Genomic DNA, 16181 nt, shown 5'->3' with positions numbered 1-16181 from the left:
TGATATAAACTATGTTTAAATCGATATTCTCCAACTCTTTTGGTATCCTTATCTCCCGTGTAACGGGTCTGGGACGCGATATTCTGATGACGTCCGTGTTGGGTGCCAATATGTGGAGTGATATCTTTTTAATGGCGTTTAAATTCCCGAATCTCTTCCGCCGTATCTTCGCGGAGGGTTCGTTTACCCAAAGTTTTATGCCCTCTTACATCGCCTCGAATCAAAAAAGTGTCTTTGCCGTCGCTATCTTCATCCGTTTTATGGTGTTTATCGTTTTCCTCTCTTTTCTCGTCACCCTCTTCCCCGGGTTTTTTACCAAAATGTTGGCGTGGGATTGGGGGCATGATCTTATCTCCAAAACCGCTCCGCTGACCGCGATCAACTTTTGGTATTTGGATCTCATCTTTATCGTCACCTTTTTAGGCTCACTGTTACAACATAAAGAGCATTTTTTCACCACTGCTTTTTCGACCGTCTGGCTCAATATCGCGATGATCGTCGCCCTGATCCTCTTTACCAACTCCGACCCTCAGACCATCGTTTACGCCCTCAGTTTCTCCATCCTCATCGGAGGGCTTCTCCAAGTGGCTACCCACCTCTACGCTATACGTCAACAAGGGCTGATGAAAGTGTTAGTCGGCGGATGGAAATACCGTAAAACCAAAGATGTCAAAGAAGAGGAATCGAAATTCAAATCGCTCTTTATCCCCTCGGTCGTCGGGAACTCCACGGCGCAAATCGCCTCGTTTATTGACACCTCTCTCGCCTCGTTTTTAGCGGCGGGTTCGGTATCGTATCTCTTTTACGCCAACCGTATTTTTCAGCTCCCTTTCGCCATCATCGCCCTCGCTATCACTACGGCGCTGTTTCCCAAAATCGCCAAAGCGATCAATAACGGCAATAACGAACTCGCATTCGAGAACCTCCACAAATCGTTTTGGCTTCTCAACGCCCTGCTGGGTCTCTCCGTTTTAGGGGGGATTTTGCTCGCGGAACCGATCATTTGGCTGTTGTTTGAGCGGGGAGCGTTTGATATCGAAGATACCCTCAATACCGCAAGCGTCTTGCAAATGTATATGGTGGGACTTATCCCTTTTGGGTTGGCAAAGCTCTTTTCGATGTACCTCTACGCCCAGCACAAACATCTCAAAGCGGCGAAGATTGCCGTCATCTCCCTCGTGATCAATCTGATTTTCTCGGTTATTTTGATGCAATCGATGGGGGCGGCAGGTTTGGCATTGGCAGGGAGTATCGGCGGTGCGGTGCAGTTTATCCTCACCATCCAAGCGGTGGGATGGAAGATCTTTTTTGATCTTCTCAAAACCCGTTTCAGCCTCTATTTTGTCCTCGGAACGCTCGGTTTCGGAGCGGCTTTTTATAGTTTAAACACCTTTTTGATACAATGGATACGATAAATTAGCAGGAAACCCATGACCATATACGACAGCGTCCAAAAAACAAAACTACCTTTTATACCGCTCCAAGAGGGGAAAGTCTCCCTCTACGTCTGCGGCCCGACGGTCTATGACGATGCCCATTTGGGACATGCCAAGAGTGCCTTGGTGTTTGATCTGCTTCGCCGTGTTTTGGAAGCGGAGAGGTATGACGTCCTCTTCGCCCGCAATATCACCGATATCGACGATAAGATCATCAATAAAGCACGTGAACTAGGGATCAGCACAACCGAAATCGCTGAGCGCTACACTGCGGCCTACCATCGCGATATGGAAGCGATCGGCGTCCAAAAACCGACACTAGAGCCTAAAGCGACCGAATCGATCGATGCGATGGCGGAGATGATTCAGCGTCTCCTCGACAAAAAACACGCCTATACGATTCAAAACGGTGATATCTATTTCGATACCCAAAGCGATACAAACTACCTCTCCCTCTCCAACCGTCAAAGTATGGAGAACGTCAGCCGTGTCGAGAGAGTTTCCGAAAAACGCAATGAAGCCGATTTCGCCCTTTGGAAAGCGGTGCATGATGATGGGGTTGCCTTTGATTCACCGTTTGGTCGCGGTCGTCCGGGGTGGCATTTGGAGTGTTCGGCGATGATCGAGCGCTACGTGAGTCCCCATGTCGGTGACTATGCCATCGACATCCACGGAGGCGGAGCGGATCTCCTCTTCCCCCACCACGAAAACGAAGCGGCGCAAACCCGCTGTGCAACGAACCATGAATTGGCGAAATACTGGATGCACAACGGATTCGTCACGATCGGCGGTGAGAAAATGTCCAAGAGTTTGGGGAACAGTTTTTTCCTCAAAGATGCCCTCAAAAGCTATGATGGCGAAGTATTACGCTTCTACCTCCTCAGCACCCATTATCGGGGAGATTTCAACTTCAACGAAGAGGATTTGATCGCGTCCAAACGACGTCTTGATCGCCTCTATCGCCTCAAAAAACGGCTCTTCGGACTTAGTGCCGAAACTATCGATACCGAATTTAAAAAGAATCTTCTTGAAGCTTTGGGGGATGATCTCAATGTCTCGCGTGCCTATGCCCTCATCGATGAGCTAATCAGTTCAGCCAATGACGCACTCGATACCAATCCCAAAGATAAAACCTATCGCCAAGTTCTCCTCTCCGCCCTCACGACCGTCGAAACGGTATTAGGTTTCGGAGGACAAAATCCGTATGGGTATTTCCAATTCGGGTTGGATGATGCGGCAAAAGCAAAAATCGATGATTTGATCGAAAAACGGAGTGAGGCCAAAAAAGCCAAAGATTTTGCAACGTCCGATGCGATTCGCGATGAGCTTACCGCTTTAGGAGTCTCGATTATGGATACGACCGAGGGAACTTTTTGGGAGATGCGCGATTGAAATTCAGTGAAATTTACAAACGGTACTGGCCTTATATACGGGGATATAAATTCCAATATGTGATGGTACTCATCGGGATACTCCTCACCGTAACGGCAACGGCAGGGACGGCTCAAATCATGCAGCCGCTGATGGACAATATGTTCATTAAAAAAGAAGCCGATATGCTCTATATCATCCCCGCTTTGTTGGTAGGGATTTATGTCATCAAATCGCTCGGCCGTTATTTGCAAGCGGTGTATAACACCTATATCGGTATGCACATCGTCTCCCGTCTTCGCGAAAACCTACTCGATAAAATCGTCCATATGGATATGCAGTTTCTCTATACCAATCGCAGCGGAGAGCTCATCTCCCGAATCACCAACGACATCGCCCGTATTCAGTATTTTGTCTCTACCATGATGCCCGAACTGGTCCGTGAGAGTCTCACGGTGGTTGCCCTTGTCGGATATGTTATTTATCTCAATGCGACACTCGCGTTTTGGGCACTGTTTGTCATGCCGGTACTCATCTTTCCCATCATTAAGATCACCAAACGCCTTAAACGGCTCTCACACCGATCTCAGGAAAAAAATGCCGATTTGATGACCCGTTTAACCGAAGTGTTCAACAACAGTGAAATTATCAAAGCCAATGCGACGGAGCGGTATGAAGTAACACGGTTTAAAAATGAAAATGAGCAGTTTTTCAAACTCAATATGAAATCGACCTACACGAGCGAACTGGTCTCACCGCTGATGGAGATTATAGCCTCTATAGGTCTCGCGTGCGTTATCTTCGTCGGAGGGCAGCAGGTCTATTCGGGAGCGATGAGCGTCGGAGAATTCACCGCTTTTTTAACCGCTGTCGGACTCGTATTTCAGCCCCTTCGTCGGGTCAGTGCCATCTACAGTAAAATTCAAGATGCTCAGGCCGCCAGCGAGCGGGTATTCCATATTTTCGATATTGAAAACGAGATCAAAGACGGTACACGCTCGCTGGATGAAGCGATCAAAGAAGTCCGATTCGACGACGTGAGCCTCAATTTCGGCGATAAAACCGCACTGTCGCATATCAACGTCTCTATCAGCGCAGGGCAGACCGTTGCCCTCGTAGGTCAAAGCGGCGGAGGAAAAAGTTCTTTGGTGAATCTGCTGCTGCGCTTTTACGACCCTACAGAAGGAACCGTATCCCTTAATCAAAATAATCTCAAGATATATACGCAAAACTCTCTCCGTAACCAAATCGCCGCCGTATCACAGCGGGTCTACATCCTCCAAGATACCTTGGCGGCCAACGTAGCGTACGGCCATGAGATCGATGAAGAGAGGGTCAAAAGTGCTCTGCAAAAAGCGGATGCACTCGAATTTGCATCGGCTCTTTCTGAGGGTATACACACGATCATGCAAGAGTTCGGTGCCAATCTCTCAGGCGGTCAGCGTCAGCGTATCGCTATTGCCCGAGCGATCTACAAACACGCCTCCCTCCTTATATTGGATGAAGCGACCAGTGCGCTCGATAATGAAAGCGAAAAACGTATACAAGAGGCATTACAATCGTATGCTCAGGATAAAATCACCCTGATCATCGCCCACCGCCTCAGTACGATTGAACATGCCGACATTATTTTGTATTTTGAAGAGGGGCACATTATCGCTCGCGGAACCCACCGAGAGCTTCTCGAAACCTCCGAAAATTACCGCCGTCTTGCAGGGAAAATGGGCGAATAATCCCCTATTAATCCTTTTTTGAGTATAATCGCGGCAACTTTAATCACGATGAGGCGGATGGTATGTTTGATTACGAATCTTTAAAACCCTGGCTTTTTAAACTTCAACCCGAAAGCGCCCATACGCTTGCCGCCGCAGTTCTTCGCAGTGCCAGTTTTTGTCCCCCCCTCTTCAACGGCTGGATGGCGAAACATTTCGTAACCCACCCTTCCCTTACCCAAGAACTTTTTGGACGTACGTTTCTTAACCCTGTCGGGCTTGCCGCAGGATTCGATAAAAATGCGACGATGTTTCACGGCGTTATGTCTATGGGATTCGGTTTTACTGAGATCGGAACTCTCACCCCGAAACCGCAAGAGGGAAATCCCCGCCCGCGTCTTTGGAGACATATCGAAGAGGAGTCTCTTCAAAACGCGATGGGATTTAACAACGACGGCCTTTTCCGTATCTCTCACCGTCTCAAAAATATCTATCCGTTCAGCACCCCTATCGGTGTCAACATCGGAAAAAACAAAATCACCCCCGATGATAAAGCGATCAAAGACTACACAACCCTCATCAAAGCACTCCACGAGTACGCCGATTATATGGTTATTAACATCTCTTCCCCTAACACTCCGGGATTGCGCGATCTCCAAAACGAAGCGTTTATCAGCCAACTCTTTGCCGAAGCCAAAGCCCTTACCAGCAAACCGATTTTGCTCAAAATCGCCCCCGATATGTCTGAAGATCAAGCGGTAGCCCTTTGTGTTCACGCGGTTGAGAGCGGAGCAGACGGGATTATCGCTACCAATACCACCATTGATTACTCTCTGGTCTCTGAACCCGAAGATATCGGGGGCTTAAGCGGTGAAGTATTACGCGAGCGAAGCTTCTATATTTTTGATGCGATTGCACGTGAACTTTACGGCAAAACAACCCTTATCAGCGTCGGCGGAATCAGCACACCTGAGGAAGCATACCGCCGCATTCGTGCAGGTGCCTCATTGGTGCAAATCTACACCTCGTTGATTTTCAAAGGTCCCGAAGTGATCGAAGAGATCAACAGCGGTTTGATCGATCTTTTGGCATCGGACGGCTTCACCTCCATCACCGAAGCAATCGGCGCAGATCGGCGATGAAAATCCTCATTGCAACAATTTTGTCTCTAGGAACCCTTATGGCCTCATCTCTGCCCCATTATGAAACTTCAACCCTCTCCAACGGATTGCAAGTCGTTGCTATCCCCATGGATAACGGTTCACAGGTTATCTCTACCGATATTTTTTACAAAGTGGGAAGCCGCAATGAAGTGATGGGAAAAAGCGGAATCGCCCATATGCTCGAGCACATGAACTTCAAATCGACAAAAAACCTCAAAGCGGGTGAGTTTGACGAAGAGGTAAAAAGTGTCGGCGGTCTGAACAACGCTTCGACCGGATTTGACTACACCCACTATTACATTAAATCAAGTACCGAAAACCTCGGTAAATCACTCTCCCTCTTCTCTGAATTAATGCAAAATCTCAACCTCAAAGATGAAGAGTTCCAGCCTGAGCGTAACGTCGTTGCCGAAGAGCGTCGATGGAGAACAGATAACAATCCGATGGGATATCTCTATTTTCGTCTGTTTAACAGCGCCTACATCTATCATCCCTACCACTGGACACCGATCGGGTTTATGAACGATATTCAAACATGGACACTGGAGGATATCCGCAGTTTTCATCAAACCTATTATCAGCCGAAAAATGCCATTTTAATCGTTACGGGAGACATTAAGCCCGAGCGTGTCTTCGAGGAGGCAGAGAAACATTTCGCGTCGGTTCCCAATACTCTCAATATACCGACCGTCAAAACACTTGAGCCCGAACAAGACGGAGCACGCCGTGTAGAAGTGAACAAAGAGAGTGAAGTGGAGATGCTCGCCATCAGTTTTCCTATCCCTAACTTTCAACACTCCGATCAACCTAAACTCTCGGCTCTCAGTGAGATGCTCAGCTCCGGTAAAAGCTCACGTTTGAGCCGCGTATTGGTCGATGAGAAGCGGCTTGTCAACCAAATTTATGCCTATAATATGGAAAATATCGATGCCGGCGTATTTTTATTTTTAGCGGTCTGTAATAACGGCGTCAAAGCGGAAGAGGTTGAAAAAGAGATTTGGAAAATCATCCGTTCCCTCCAAGAGAAACCGGTAGAGAAAGCGGAGCTTGATAAAGTTAAAATCAACACCAAAGCCGATTTTATCTACTCACTGGAGAGCTCCACCTCGGTAGCCGATTTGTTCGGAAGCTACCTCGCTCGCGGTGATATCTCACCTTTGATGCAGTATGAAGCGGCGATCGAAGCACTCAAACCCTCAGAGATCCAAAAAGTGGCAAAAGAGTATCTCAAACCTGAAAAATCAACAACGCTAATCCTCCGAAAAGGACAAAAATGAATCTAGTAACTGGCTCAACAACCGCCCTCATCACCCCGTTTAAAAACGGGAAATTGGATGAGCAAAAATACGCTGATCTCATTCAACGACAAATCAACAATGGAATAAATGCCGTTTGTCCCGTAGGAACAACGGGTGAGAGTGCAACGCTCAGCTACGAAGAAGACCGTATTTGTATGGAGATCGCTGTTGCCGTGTGCAAAGGAACCAGCACCAAAGTCCTCGCAGGGGCAGGAAGCAACTCAACCGCAGAAGCGATCGAAGCGGCTCGTACGGCTCAAGGGTGCGGTGTCGATGCGATTTTCTCTGTCGCACCGTATTACAATAAACCCTCCCAAGAGGGGCTCTATCAGCACTACAAAGCCATTGCCGAATCGGTTCCGGAGTTGCCTTTCATGCTCTATAACGTTCCTGGGCGCACGGTCGTCGATATCTCTGCCGATACCGTTATCCGTCTCTATGATGATGTCAAAAACATCTACGGAATCAAAGAGGCGACGGGGAGCATCGAGCGTACTATCGAACTCCTCTCACGCCGACCGGAACTCAAAGTATTCAGCGGGGATGATGCGATCGATTACGCGATTCTCGCCTGCGGCGGTGCAGGGATCACCTCGGTAACCTCCAACCTCCTCCCCGATTTAAAAAGTGATTTGGTTGCCAAAGCGCTCTCTGGTGATTTAGCAGGATCAAAAGCATTGAATGATGCGCTTTTCCCGATCAATAAAGCCCTCTTTCTCGAATCCAATCCGGTTATGATCAAAGCGGCAATGTACATCGCAGGGCTACTCGATACACTCGAATATCGTCTTCCTCTCGTTCTTCCGAGCAATGAGAATATGAAGCGTCTTGAGAATGTTATGAAAAACTACACTATAAAAGGAATGTAATTGAATATGCAAGGAAAAACCCTACTCATCAGCGGCGGAACCCGAGGTATCGGAAAAGCGATCGTCTATGCATTCGCATCAAAAGGGGTAAACGTAGCGTTTACCTATAACTCCAACGCTGAGATCGCACAAGAGATTACAACTGATGTTGAAAAAAACTACGGTGTTAAATGCCGCGGATACGCTCTCAATATTTTAGAGCCTGATGAGTATAAAGAGGTCTATGCAAAATTTGATGAAGATTTTGATCGCCTTGATTTTTTCATCTCCAACGCGATAATCTCAGGGCGTGCGGTAGTCGGCGGTTTCGGTCCGTTTATGCGTCTCAAACCGAAAGGGCTTAATAACATCTATACGGCAACGGTCAATGCTTTCGTCGTCGGTGCGCAAGAAGCGGCAAAACGGATGGAAAAAGTAGGCGGCGGTTCGATCATTTCTATGAGTTCCACCGGAAATCTCGTGTATACCCCTAACTATGCGGGTCACGGAACCAACAAAGCGGCCGTTGAGGCGATGGTGCGCTACGCCGCAGCCGAGCTGGGTGAAAAAGGGATTCGTGTCAATGCCGTCAGCGGCGGTCCGATCGATACCGATGCTCTTAAAGCGTTCCCGAACTACGAAGAGGTAAAAGGGGAAGTGGTAAAACGCTCGCCGCTTAGCCGTATGGGTGAAGCCGAAGATTTAACGGGTGCGTGTCTCTTCCTCTGCGGTAACGGTTCATCATGGCTTACAGGACAAACAATCGTTGTAGACGGCGGGACAACGTTTCAATAATGTAATACGCTATCGGAACTCGTCCCGATAGCTACGTTAACACTGTGTTCTCTTCAGCAGAGAGCTCACGCGCAGTACACCGCGCTTCATTAAGAATTAATCAAAGGCTCATCGGGTGTTTAACCTTCCCAATCTTCTCGCGCTTTCGCGCCTCCTAATCGCTCCGGTGATGTTTTGGATCATTCTCAACCCACAGATCTTTAGCGATGCGGGATGGGACATCAGCTGGAGCTACTACGCCGCATCTCTCCTCTTTGTTATCGCCAGCGTTACCGATTTTTTTGACGGTTATATTGCGCGTGAACTGGATCAAATCACCATCGTCGGACAGATTCTCGATCCACTCGCCGATAAGATGCTCACATTAGCCGCTTTTTTAGGACTGATGATGAGCGGTGCCGCATCGGCATGGGCGATCTATATCATCATCGTCCGCGAGCTTTTCATTACAGGGCTTCGCACCCTCTCCCTCTCTGAGGGGATCGATGTCAGTGCATCGATGGCGGGTAAAGTCAAAACGGTCGCCCAGATGATTGCTATCGGTTTTTTATTGATGCATTGGCCGTTTGGAGATGGTCTGCTATGGATAGCCGTAGCACTAACCGTTTATTCCGGAGCCGAATACGTGATCGGTTTTAGCAAAGCCTATAAGGTAAAAGGATAATCGTGAGCTGGATCGTCGCCCTCGCCGTTTTATCGGTACTCATTTTCTTTCATGAACTCGGTCACTACAGTGCGGCCCGTTTTTTCGGTGTTTATGTCGAAGTATTCAGTATCGGTTTCGGTAAAAAACTTCTCTCGTTTCAGTGGATCGGAACACAATGGCAAATCTCCGCCATCCCTTTGGGCGGGTATGTCAAAATGAAAGGGCAGGACGATCTCGATCCCACGGCACTGAGCAGCGATAATGACAGCTACAATAGCAAAAAGCCGTGGCAGCGGATTATTATCCTCCTCGCGGGACCATTGGCAAATTTCGCCCTCGCTTGGGTCTTTTTTTATGCCATCGCCTTGGGAGGACCGCAAACCCTCTCCCCTGTAATCGGAAAGGTAGTCAAAGAGTCTCCTGCCGACATCGCAGGGCTTCAAAAAGGGGATATTGTCCTCTCCATCAATGGTGAGAGCATCAATGAGTGGAATGAACTTTCCGATCATATCAAAGCCTCTGTCGGAGCATTGAGCCTCCGGATTGAGCGCGGTGAAACTATCCACAATCTCACCGTCACTCCTAAAATCACCGAAACTCAAAATATTTTTAAAGAGACCATCCAGCAACGGATGGTAGGTATTGCCCCGGCGGGTGTGACGCATACAATGGAACTCAGTGTAATCGGCACCTTTGAATACGCCAGCGAAGAGACCTATAACTCCTCTTTGCTTATCTTCCAAAGCGTCCAAAAACTTCTCACGGGAGTTGTCCCTGCCAAAGAGGTAGGAGGGGTGGTGAGTATCGTCCAAATTACCGCCGATGCATCATCGTATGGTTGGATGTCTCTCTTTTTCTTTGCCGCTCTTATCTCCGTCAATCTCGGTGTTCTTAATCTTCTCCCGATACCGGCACTTGATGGGGGGCACATTATGTTCAACCTCTATGAGATGATCCGACGACGTGCACCGAGCGAAGCGGTTATTACCCAGCTCACTATCGGGGGATGGGTGCTACTTCTCGGATTGATGAGTTTGGGATTGTATAACGACATTACGAGGCTCATGCAATGACACCCTTAGAACAAAAGCTCCATTTTGACCGTATTATCGAACGGGTCGAAAAAGCCCGTTTACGGATGAATGACCATCACATCGTCAAAATTGTCGCCGCCAGCAAATACGTGGATGCAGAAGCTATCAAATCGCTCTATACGATAGGACAGCGTGCCTTCGGAGAGAATAAAGTGCAAGACCTCGTTACCAAAAGTGAAACATTGGATGAACTCCCTATCGAATGGCATTTCATCGGTACCTTGCAAAAAAATAAGATCAATCATCTTTTAAGTGTCCGCCCCCATCTCCTCCACTCAATCGACTCCTTGGAACTCGCCCATGCACTGAATGAGCGGCTTGAGAGAGAGGATATGACACTTCGCGCTTTGGTTCAGATCAATTCGGCCTATGAAGAGTCCAAAAGCGGATTCTTCCCCGAAGAGATTCATGAAAAATATCTCCAAATTCTCGAAGAGTGTCCCCGTTTGCAGTTGCAAGGGGTTATGTCTATCGGAGCACATACAGATGAGCCTACGATTGTCCGAAAAAGTTTTGAAACAACCCGCCGTATTTTTGAGACATTACCGAAGGCTACAGTCTGTTCTATGGGGATGAGCGGTGATTTCGAACTTGCGATAGAATGCGGTTCCAACATGGTACGTTTAGGTTCTATTCTGTTCCGAAAATAATATGTTATTAATAATTATTAATCATTTTATCGCAAATCCTTTTTTCGTATGTTATAATAATATAGAATAAGTGATGAAAAAGGTAAAGAGTGAATAAAATTAAACAGCGTGCATCTCTTTATTCTATAGCACTTGTCATATTGCTCATTGTAATTTTTATTGTTACTATAGTTCAAGACAAAAAACATGTTTTAGACGAAAAAACCTCCGCCCACCGTGCCCTTTTGCGCAACTCTTTTGATTTGGCAATGTTAGATACTCAAAAAGGGCTGAGTGAGCTTGCTTGTAAAATCGCAAGAAACCGTGAAATTGTCGATGCGTTTGCCGCACACGATAGAGAAGAACTTTATCGTCTTACACTTCCTTATTTTGAAGAAGCAAAAGGACGCGGCGAAGTCGATATGAGTGGATTTATCGGAGCAGACGGTGTCCACTTTCTCAGACTCCAAGACCCTAAAAAATACGGAGATAATATTCTCCATAAACGTCCTGTTTTAGCTCATGCCATCAAAACGCGCCAAAGTGTTTCCACTTTGGATGTGACCATCTACGATGTTTCCGTAGTCACCATTATTCCTATCTTCAAAAATAAAACCTTTGTCGGCCTTATTCAAACCGTGGCCAAAATCGATCGTGTCCAAAAACGTCTCGATGCCCATTCAGGCATTAAAAGTGCAATCGCTTTTGATACCAAGAAACTCAAAAGTCTTTTACCCGATTCTAAAAACATTATCTATCACGGCTACTCCATCGTCTCGTCCAACGATCCCCTTTTTGATAAACTTCCCCCCTCTTTTACCTTTAGCAACAGTAACAGCTACACCATTGGGGAAACCGATTATGTTATCGCTTCACGTTCCCTCACTAACTATGAGAACGAAATCATCGCGATGATGACATGTGCTTTTGATATCACCGAGGATGTCACTGAATATAAAAGAGAGATACGGAACCTTCTCCTTGTCAGTCTATTTTTGCTTACGGTGGTTGCTATCGTTCTCCATTACGGGTTTCGTGTTCTTATCCGCCGAATCGAACGTGATACCGAAATTACCCGTGAACTCAACCAAAAACTTGAACATCAGCTCCATACCGATCATCTCACTTCATTACCTAATCGTAATGCCCTGATTCGTGACATGCATACTACCCGCTTTTATGCACTCATCCTCCTCAATATTGATAATTTCAAAGAGATCAACGACTTTTACGGACATGCCATCGGGGATGAAACTATTTTAGCTCTAACGAACTCCATTCAAGATGCTATAAAAGATTTACCGATGCAACTGTATAAAATGCCTTCCGATGAATATGCGATTACACTGAGCGAGGCTATGAACTCAACACAGTTGGAAGCAGCGCGTCTCTCAATCATCAGCCATCTGCAAGCTCAATATTATGACCTTCACGGTGCCAGTATCTATGTCACCTTGACCATGGGGATGGATATCGCACGAAACCGTAGTCACAATACTATTGATCTTTTAGCCAATGCCGATATGGCATTGAAAACGGCTAAAAAACGGCGCCTTAGCTATCAGCTATACGATGAGACGATGCAAATCCGACAAGAGTATCAGCACAATATTCTCTGGAGCAAAAAGCTAAAAGAGGCTATTGAAGAGAATCAGTTCTGCCTCTATTATCAACCGGTTTTTGATGCGGTAAGCGGAGATATTATTGAGTACGAGGCACTCATTCGGATGATTGATAATAACGGAGAGATTGTCTCTCCGGGCTATTTTCTTCCGGCTGCACGTCAATCACGTCTATACCCTCTTCTGTCACGGTTTGTCATTGAGGAAGTATTTAATATGTTGGAAACATCACCGCATACCTATTCAATGAATCTCTCCGTAGATGATATTTTCGATAAACCGACAAAAGAATTTTTAATGCAAAAACTTCGTGATTCCGGCCATACCGACCGAATCATTATTGAACTCTTAGAGAGTGAGGGGATTGAAAACTATCCGGAAGTCTCCGCCTTTATTGCCGAAGTCAAAACCTTCGGATGCCGTATCGCTATCGATGATTTCGGTACCGGATATTCGAACTTTGCCCATATCATCAAACTTGATGTCAATTTCCTAAAAATTGACGGCTCATTGATCCGTAACATCGATACCGATACTAATGCTCAGACGATTCTTACTGCTATCACCGAGTTCTCAAAACACTTAGGACTCAAAACGGTAGCGGAGTTTGTCCATTCCGAAGCGGTCTATATTAAATGTAAAGAGATGGGGGTAGATTATCTCCAAGGGTATTACCTCGGAGAACCTAAGCCCCTTTAAGAAGAGAGGGTGAAACGAAATCCCTTGCGATCCCCTTCACACAATGCGATCTCTCCACCGTGTGACTCCACAATATTTTTAGAAAGAACCAATCCTAGTCCGTTTCCTCTCTCTTTGGTACTTTTAAAGGCTTCAAAAAGCCATTTTTTATTCTCGATGGGAATTCCGCTGTCATAGATTTCAAAAACATGATATTCCCCCTCTTTTGAGTGGCGTATTTCGATTCTCCCCTCTTCTTCTTCATCGAGTTCAATCGCATCAATGGCATTAAAAACAAAATTGGTAAAGAGCATTGTCAGCAGATCCAAATCACCAAAAAGTTCAAAATCCTCTTCTGGAAAAATAAACTCAATAGGTTTTGCATAACTGTAATAGCCGATAGCACTAAGTAGCGCTTCACGTATTTGCCACCAACGAAGGGCATTTTTTTGAGCACTTACCCCTTTGGAGAACATCAGGGTCGCTTTGATGATTCGCTCGATCCGATAAAGCGATTTTTGGATCTCCGTCACAATCGGTTTGTTCTCATCTTTAACCCGTTTCATCAATGTAGAAGCAAGAAGGGCGATAGAGCCGATAGGATTACGGATTTCATGGGAGAGATGTGCCGCCATCTGCCCCATAGTGGCGAGATTTTCTTTCCGTTTCTGCTCTGTGATATCGGTAGCACTGAGTAACCGTTTCTCATTATGCTGTGCCGATTTGATGAGATAGGAGCGCTCTTTAAAGGTCATCTCATAATCTTCCTCATCCAAGCGGAGCGTCTCAAAAAGCATCCCTAACGCTTTCCCCTGCGAATTTTGCAAAAAGATAGATCCGTCCTGTTCCACGATCCAAATCGCATTGGGAAGAAACTCAATAACCTGCTCAATTGTACTTTGGAGATACTCATACGACTGACGAAGGGCTACATACTCCTCTTCGACCTTATAGGTTTGATCAATGAGTGCTTTAAGTTCGTCGGGTGAGATAGACTCTGACATTAGAAATCCCCCAAATGCATCAAGATACGATAGAGTCCGTACGCATCACTGATCCCTGAGAGTTCACGGATAGAGTGCATCCCCAGAGTCGGTACCCCGACATCGATCGTCTCGATCCCTAGACGTGTTGAAGTGATAGGTCCGATAGTACTTCCGCATCCTATGTCGCTTCGGGTAATGAATGTCTGTGTCGGAATCTGAAGCGCACGTGCGCACTGAACGAATCTCCCTTGAGTACGCGAGCTGGTCGCATAACGCTGATTGGAGTTGATCTTAATCGCTACTCCGCAATTGAGCAGCGGTGCATGCTCAGACTCATGTTTGGTTGGAAAATTAGGGTGCTGGGCATGGGCATTGTCGCACGACACCATCAAAGAGCGGCGCATAAGGGTCGTAAAATTCTCCCCTGCAATACGACGAAGCGTCTCTTCCAGAAATGTCCCCCCTGCCCCAACGTGAGAATCACTCCCCACCTCTTCGTGATCCATACACGCAAGCATCATCGGATTGGAAGTCTCCAACAGCGCCTTCAACCCCACATAACAGCTGAGGAGATTATCCAAACGTGCCGAGGCAATAAATTCGCTGTTTACACCGACAAATGAACCTTTTTGCGTGTCATAAAAACTGAGTTCATGTGCCAAAAGGGTAAGTTCACTGCTGTTTGCTTGTATCTGCGAGAGGATAAAGGTTTCGAAGTCAACATCTCCCGTCGCAATGATCGGGACGATGTCGGTCTGGGCATTAATCGTTCTTGAGCTATTCGCGTCACGGTCAAGATGGATGGCGAGGGAGGGAATAACGGCGATAGGGAGGTTGATATTGATCAATGCCTCTTTACGCACTTCCCCTTCCAGATATACGACACGACCCGCTAACGCCAAATCACGATCAAACCACGGGTTGAGCAAGACTCCGCCGTAAGGTTCAACTCCGAGCCGTTTTACCCCTGCCGAGGTGGTCAAAGGATTGGGCTTGAGACGCAAATGAGGAGAGTCGGTATGGGCACCTAGAATCGTATACCCTTTTTCCTGACACGGCGGATAGGTAAAGGCGATGATCGAAGAGTCGTTACGGGTGACGTAATAGTCACTCCCGATTTCCAGATTCCACTCCTCATCTTCCGCCAGAGCGATGAAACCTCGGCATTCCAGTGTTTTTGCCATCCACTCCACCGCATGAAACGGTGTCGGAGAGGCATCGATAAAACTGATCATCTCTTCGTTAAATTCGCGCATACTTTCTCTTTCTATTCAAATTTAATATTTTATTACCCGATGACTTCGACAATCCCCGTCTCGTTACTCAAAATCATCATTTTAATCCGATCCGCATACCCCAATAAAAGTTCTGCATTTTTATCAACAGAACTATTGCCCGAACGAAGCCAAATAATATGAGGGGGAAATCCGTGATAGGTGGTGAGATCGTTGAAATCAGAGTCTTTGGTCACGATAACAAACCCGTTCGTTTTGGCAAATTCCCAAACGTCATAATCAGAGGCTTTATCGAGACCCAATGCGGCAACATGAACCGATTGTGGGAAAACATCACTCACTTTTACGACCAATCTATACGAGAGATTCTGGTCAAACAAAAGCTTCATGCGCAGATCGAAACTTTGTGTTCTTTATCAGCCGCATAGGAAAGTGCCGCGAGAATGTCCTCTTCGGTGAGCTCAGGGAAATCTTCGATAATATCGGCGAAACTCATCTTGTTTGCGAGCATATCGAGGATGTCATACACGCTAATGCGCATACCACGAATCGTTGGTTTACCTGAACGAATTTGAGGGTTGATGGTGATAATGGATCGGTATTCAGCCATAATGTTTCCTCATGGAAAGTTAAAACATTATAACAAATATTTCGTGATACTTTCCAAT

At 46.6% G+C, this 16181-nt stretch carries 15 protein-coding genes; 11 read left to right on the top strand and 4 right to left on the bottom strand.

Going from position 1 to position 16181, the window contains the following annotated elements; all coding sequences use genetic code 11:
- Nucleotides 1-11 precede the first annotated feature (11 nt).
- From murJ to Q8O20_RS08790, 11 genes are all read left to right on the top strand, one after another.
- Nucleotides 12-1415 (top strand): murein biosynthesis integral membrane protein MurJ, encoded by a 1404-nt coding sequence (gene murJ, locus Q8O20_RS08840; protein WP_305530855.1) that lies wholly within the window; start codon nucleotides 12-14, stop codon nucleotides 1413-1415.
- A 15-nt stretch (nucleotides 1416-1430) separates the two neighbouring features.
- A complete protein-coding gene (gene cysS, locus Q8O20_RS08835; protein ID WP_305530854.1) occupies nucleotides 1431-2828 on the top strand; it encodes a cysteine--tRNA ligase in 1398 nt (465 codons plus the stop codon).
- Nucleotides 2825-4540 (top strand): ABC transporter ATP-binding protein, encoded by a 1716-nt coding sequence (locus tag Q8O20_RS08830; protein WP_305530853.1) that lies wholly within the window; start codon nucleotides 2825-2827, stop codon nucleotides 4538-4540. The genes cysS and Q8O20_RS08830 overlap by 4 nt, the downstream gene beginning before the upstream one ends.
- Nucleotides 4541-4602: 62 nt before the next feature.
- A complete protein-coding gene (locus Q8O20_RS08825; RefSeq protein WP_304738492.1) occupies nucleotides 4603-5661 on the top strand; it encodes a quinone-dependent dihydroorotate dehydrogenase in 1059 nt (352 codons plus the stop codon).
- A complete protein-coding gene (locus Q8O20_RS08820; protein WP_371131552.1) occupies nucleotides 5658-6959 on the top strand; it encodes a M16 family metallopeptidase in 1302 nt (433 codons plus the stop codon). Before Q8O20_RS08825 ends, Q8O20_RS08820 begins: the two co-directional genes overlap by 4 nt.
- Nucleotides 6956-7849, top strand: a complete 894-nt coding sequence (dapA, locus tag Q8O20_RS08815) for a 4-hydroxy-tetrahydrodipicolinate synthase (RefSeq protein ID WP_305530851.1) — start codon at nucleotides 6956-6958, stop codon at nucleotides 7847-7849. The genes Q8O20_RS08820 and dapA overlap by 4 nt, the downstream gene beginning before the upstream one ends.
- A 6-nt stretch (nucleotides 7850-7855) precedes the next feature.
- Complete coding sequence (locus Q8O20_RS08810; protein WP_305530850.1) at nucleotides 7856-8623, top strand: enoyl-ACP reductase; 768 nt, start codon at nucleotides 7856-7858, stop codon at nucleotides 8621-8623.
- A 115-nt stretch (nucleotides 8624-8738) separates the two neighbouring features.
- Complete coding sequence (gene pgsA / locus Q8O20_RS08805) at nucleotides 8739-9287, top strand: CDP-diacylglycerol--glycerol-3-phosphate 3-phosphatidyltransferase (RefSeq protein WP_305530849.1); 549 nt, start codon at nucleotides 8739-8741, stop codon at nucleotides 9285-9287.
- 2 nt (nucleotides 9288-9289) lie between these two features.
- Nucleotides 9290-10342 carry an RIP metalloprotease RseP gene (gene rseP / locus Q8O20_RS08800; RefSeq protein WP_305530848.1) on the top strand — a complete coding sequence of 351 codons (1053 nt, stop codon included), beginning with the start codon at nucleotides 9290-9292 and terminating at the stop codon, nucleotides 10340-10342.
- Nucleotides 10339-11013, top strand: coding sequence for a YggS family pyridoxal phosphate-dependent enzyme (locus tag Q8O20_RS08795; protein WP_305530847.1), 675 nt, complete (start codon nucleotides 10339-10341; stop codon nucleotides 11011-11013). Before rseP ends, Q8O20_RS08795 begins: the two co-directional genes overlap by 4 nt.
- 89 nt (nucleotides 11014-11102) lie before the next feature.
- Nucleotides 11103-13313 carry an EAL domain-containing protein gene (locus Q8O20_RS08790; protein ID WP_305530846.1) on the top strand — a complete coding sequence of 737 codons (2211 nt, stop codon included), beginning with the start codon at nucleotides 11103-11105 and terminating at the stop codon, nucleotides 13311-13313.
- On the opposite strand, the gene Q8O20_RS08785 is transcribed toward Q8O20_RS08790, so the two are convergent.
- From Q8O20_RS08785 to Q8O20_RS08770, 4 genes are read right to left on the bottom strand one after another with little or no spacing between them, the layout of a single operon-like run.
- A complete protein-coding gene (locus Q8O20_RS08785; RefSeq protein ID WP_305530845.1) occupies nucleotides 13310-14296 on the bottom strand; it encodes a PAS domain-containing sensor histidine kinase in 987 nt (328 codons plus the stop codon). The genes Q8O20_RS08790 and Q8O20_RS08785 overlap by 4 nt on opposite strands.
- Nucleotides 14296-15534, bottom strand: coding sequence for a M18 family aminopeptidase (locus tag Q8O20_RS08780; protein ID WP_305530844.1), 1239 nt, complete (start codon nucleotides 15532-15534; stop codon nucleotides 14296-14298). The genes Q8O20_RS08785 and Q8O20_RS08780 overlap by 1 nt, the downstream gene beginning before the upstream one ends.
- A gap of 32 nt (nucleotides 15535-15566) precedes the next feature.
- Nucleotides 15567-15902, bottom strand: coding sequence for a DUF5615 family PIN-like protein (locus Q8O20_RS08775; protein ID WP_305530843.1), 336 nt, complete (start codon nucleotides 15900-15902; stop codon nucleotides 15567-15569).
- A complete protein-coding gene (locus tag Q8O20_RS08770; RefSeq protein WP_305530842.1) occupies nucleotides 15899-16123 on the bottom strand; it encodes a DUF433 domain-containing protein in 225 nt (74 codons plus the stop codon). Before Q8O20_RS08770 ends, Q8O20_RS08775 begins: the two co-directional genes overlap by 4 nt.
- Nucleotides 16124-16181: the final 58 nt, after the last annotated feature.

The sequence above is a fragment of the Sulfuricurvum sp. genome (assembly GCF_030691015.1).
In the GTDB taxonomy this organism is placed as follows: domain Bacteria; phylum Campylobacterota; class Campylobacteria; order Campylobacterales; family Sulfurimonadaceae; genus Sulfuricurvum.
This window is presented reverse-complemented; position numbering and strand designations above follow the sequence as displayed.

What these genes read in the sequence shown, in the direction of transcription:
- murJ (WP_305530855.1), top strand. Translation starts at nt 12, where the DNA reads ATGTTTAAATCGATATTCTCCAACTCTTTTGGTATCCTTATCTCCCGT.
- cysS (WP_305530854.1), top strand. Translation starts at nt 1,431, where the DNA reads ATGACCATATACGACAGCGTCCAAAAAACAAAACTACCTTTTATACCG.
- Q8O20_RS08825 (WP_304738492.1), top strand. Translation starts at nt 4,603, where the DNA reads ATGTTTGATTACGAATCTTTAAAACCCTGGCTTTTTAAACTTCAACCC.
- Q8O20_RS08820 (WP_371131552.1), top strand. Translation starts at nt 5,658, where the DNA reads ATGAAAATCCTCATTGCAACAATTTTGTCTCTAGGAACCCTTATGGCC.
- dapA (WP_305530851.1), top strand. Translation starts at nt 6,956, where the DNA reads ATGAATCTAGTAACTGGCTCAACAACCGCCCTCATCACCCCGTTTAAA.
- Q8O20_RS08810 (WP_305530850.1), top strand. Translation starts at nt 7,856, where the DNA reads ATGCAAGGAAAAACCCTACTCATCAGCGGCGGAACCCGAGGTATCGGA.
- Q8O20_RS08795 (WP_305530847.1), top strand. Translation starts at nt 10,339, where the DNA reads ATGACACCCTTAGAACAAAAGCTCCATTTTGACCGTATTATCGAACGG.
- Q8O20_RS08785 (WP_305530845.1), bottom strand. Translation starts at nt 14,296, where the DNA reads ATGTCAGAGTCTATCTCACCCGACGAACTTAAAGCACTCATTGATCAA.
- Q8O20_RS08780 (WP_305530844.1), bottom strand. Translation starts at nt 15,534, where the DNA reads ATGCGCGAATTTAACGAAGAGATGATCAGTTTTATCGATGCCTCTCCG.
- Q8O20_RS08775 (WP_305530843.1), bottom strand. Translation starts at nt 15,902, where the DNA reads ATGAAGCTTTTGTTTGACCAGAATCTCTCGTATAGATTGGTCGTAAAA.
- Q8O20_RS08770 (WP_305530842.1), bottom strand. Translation starts at nt 16,123, where the DNA reads ATGGCTGAATACCGATCCATTATCACCATCAACCCTCAAATTCGTTCA.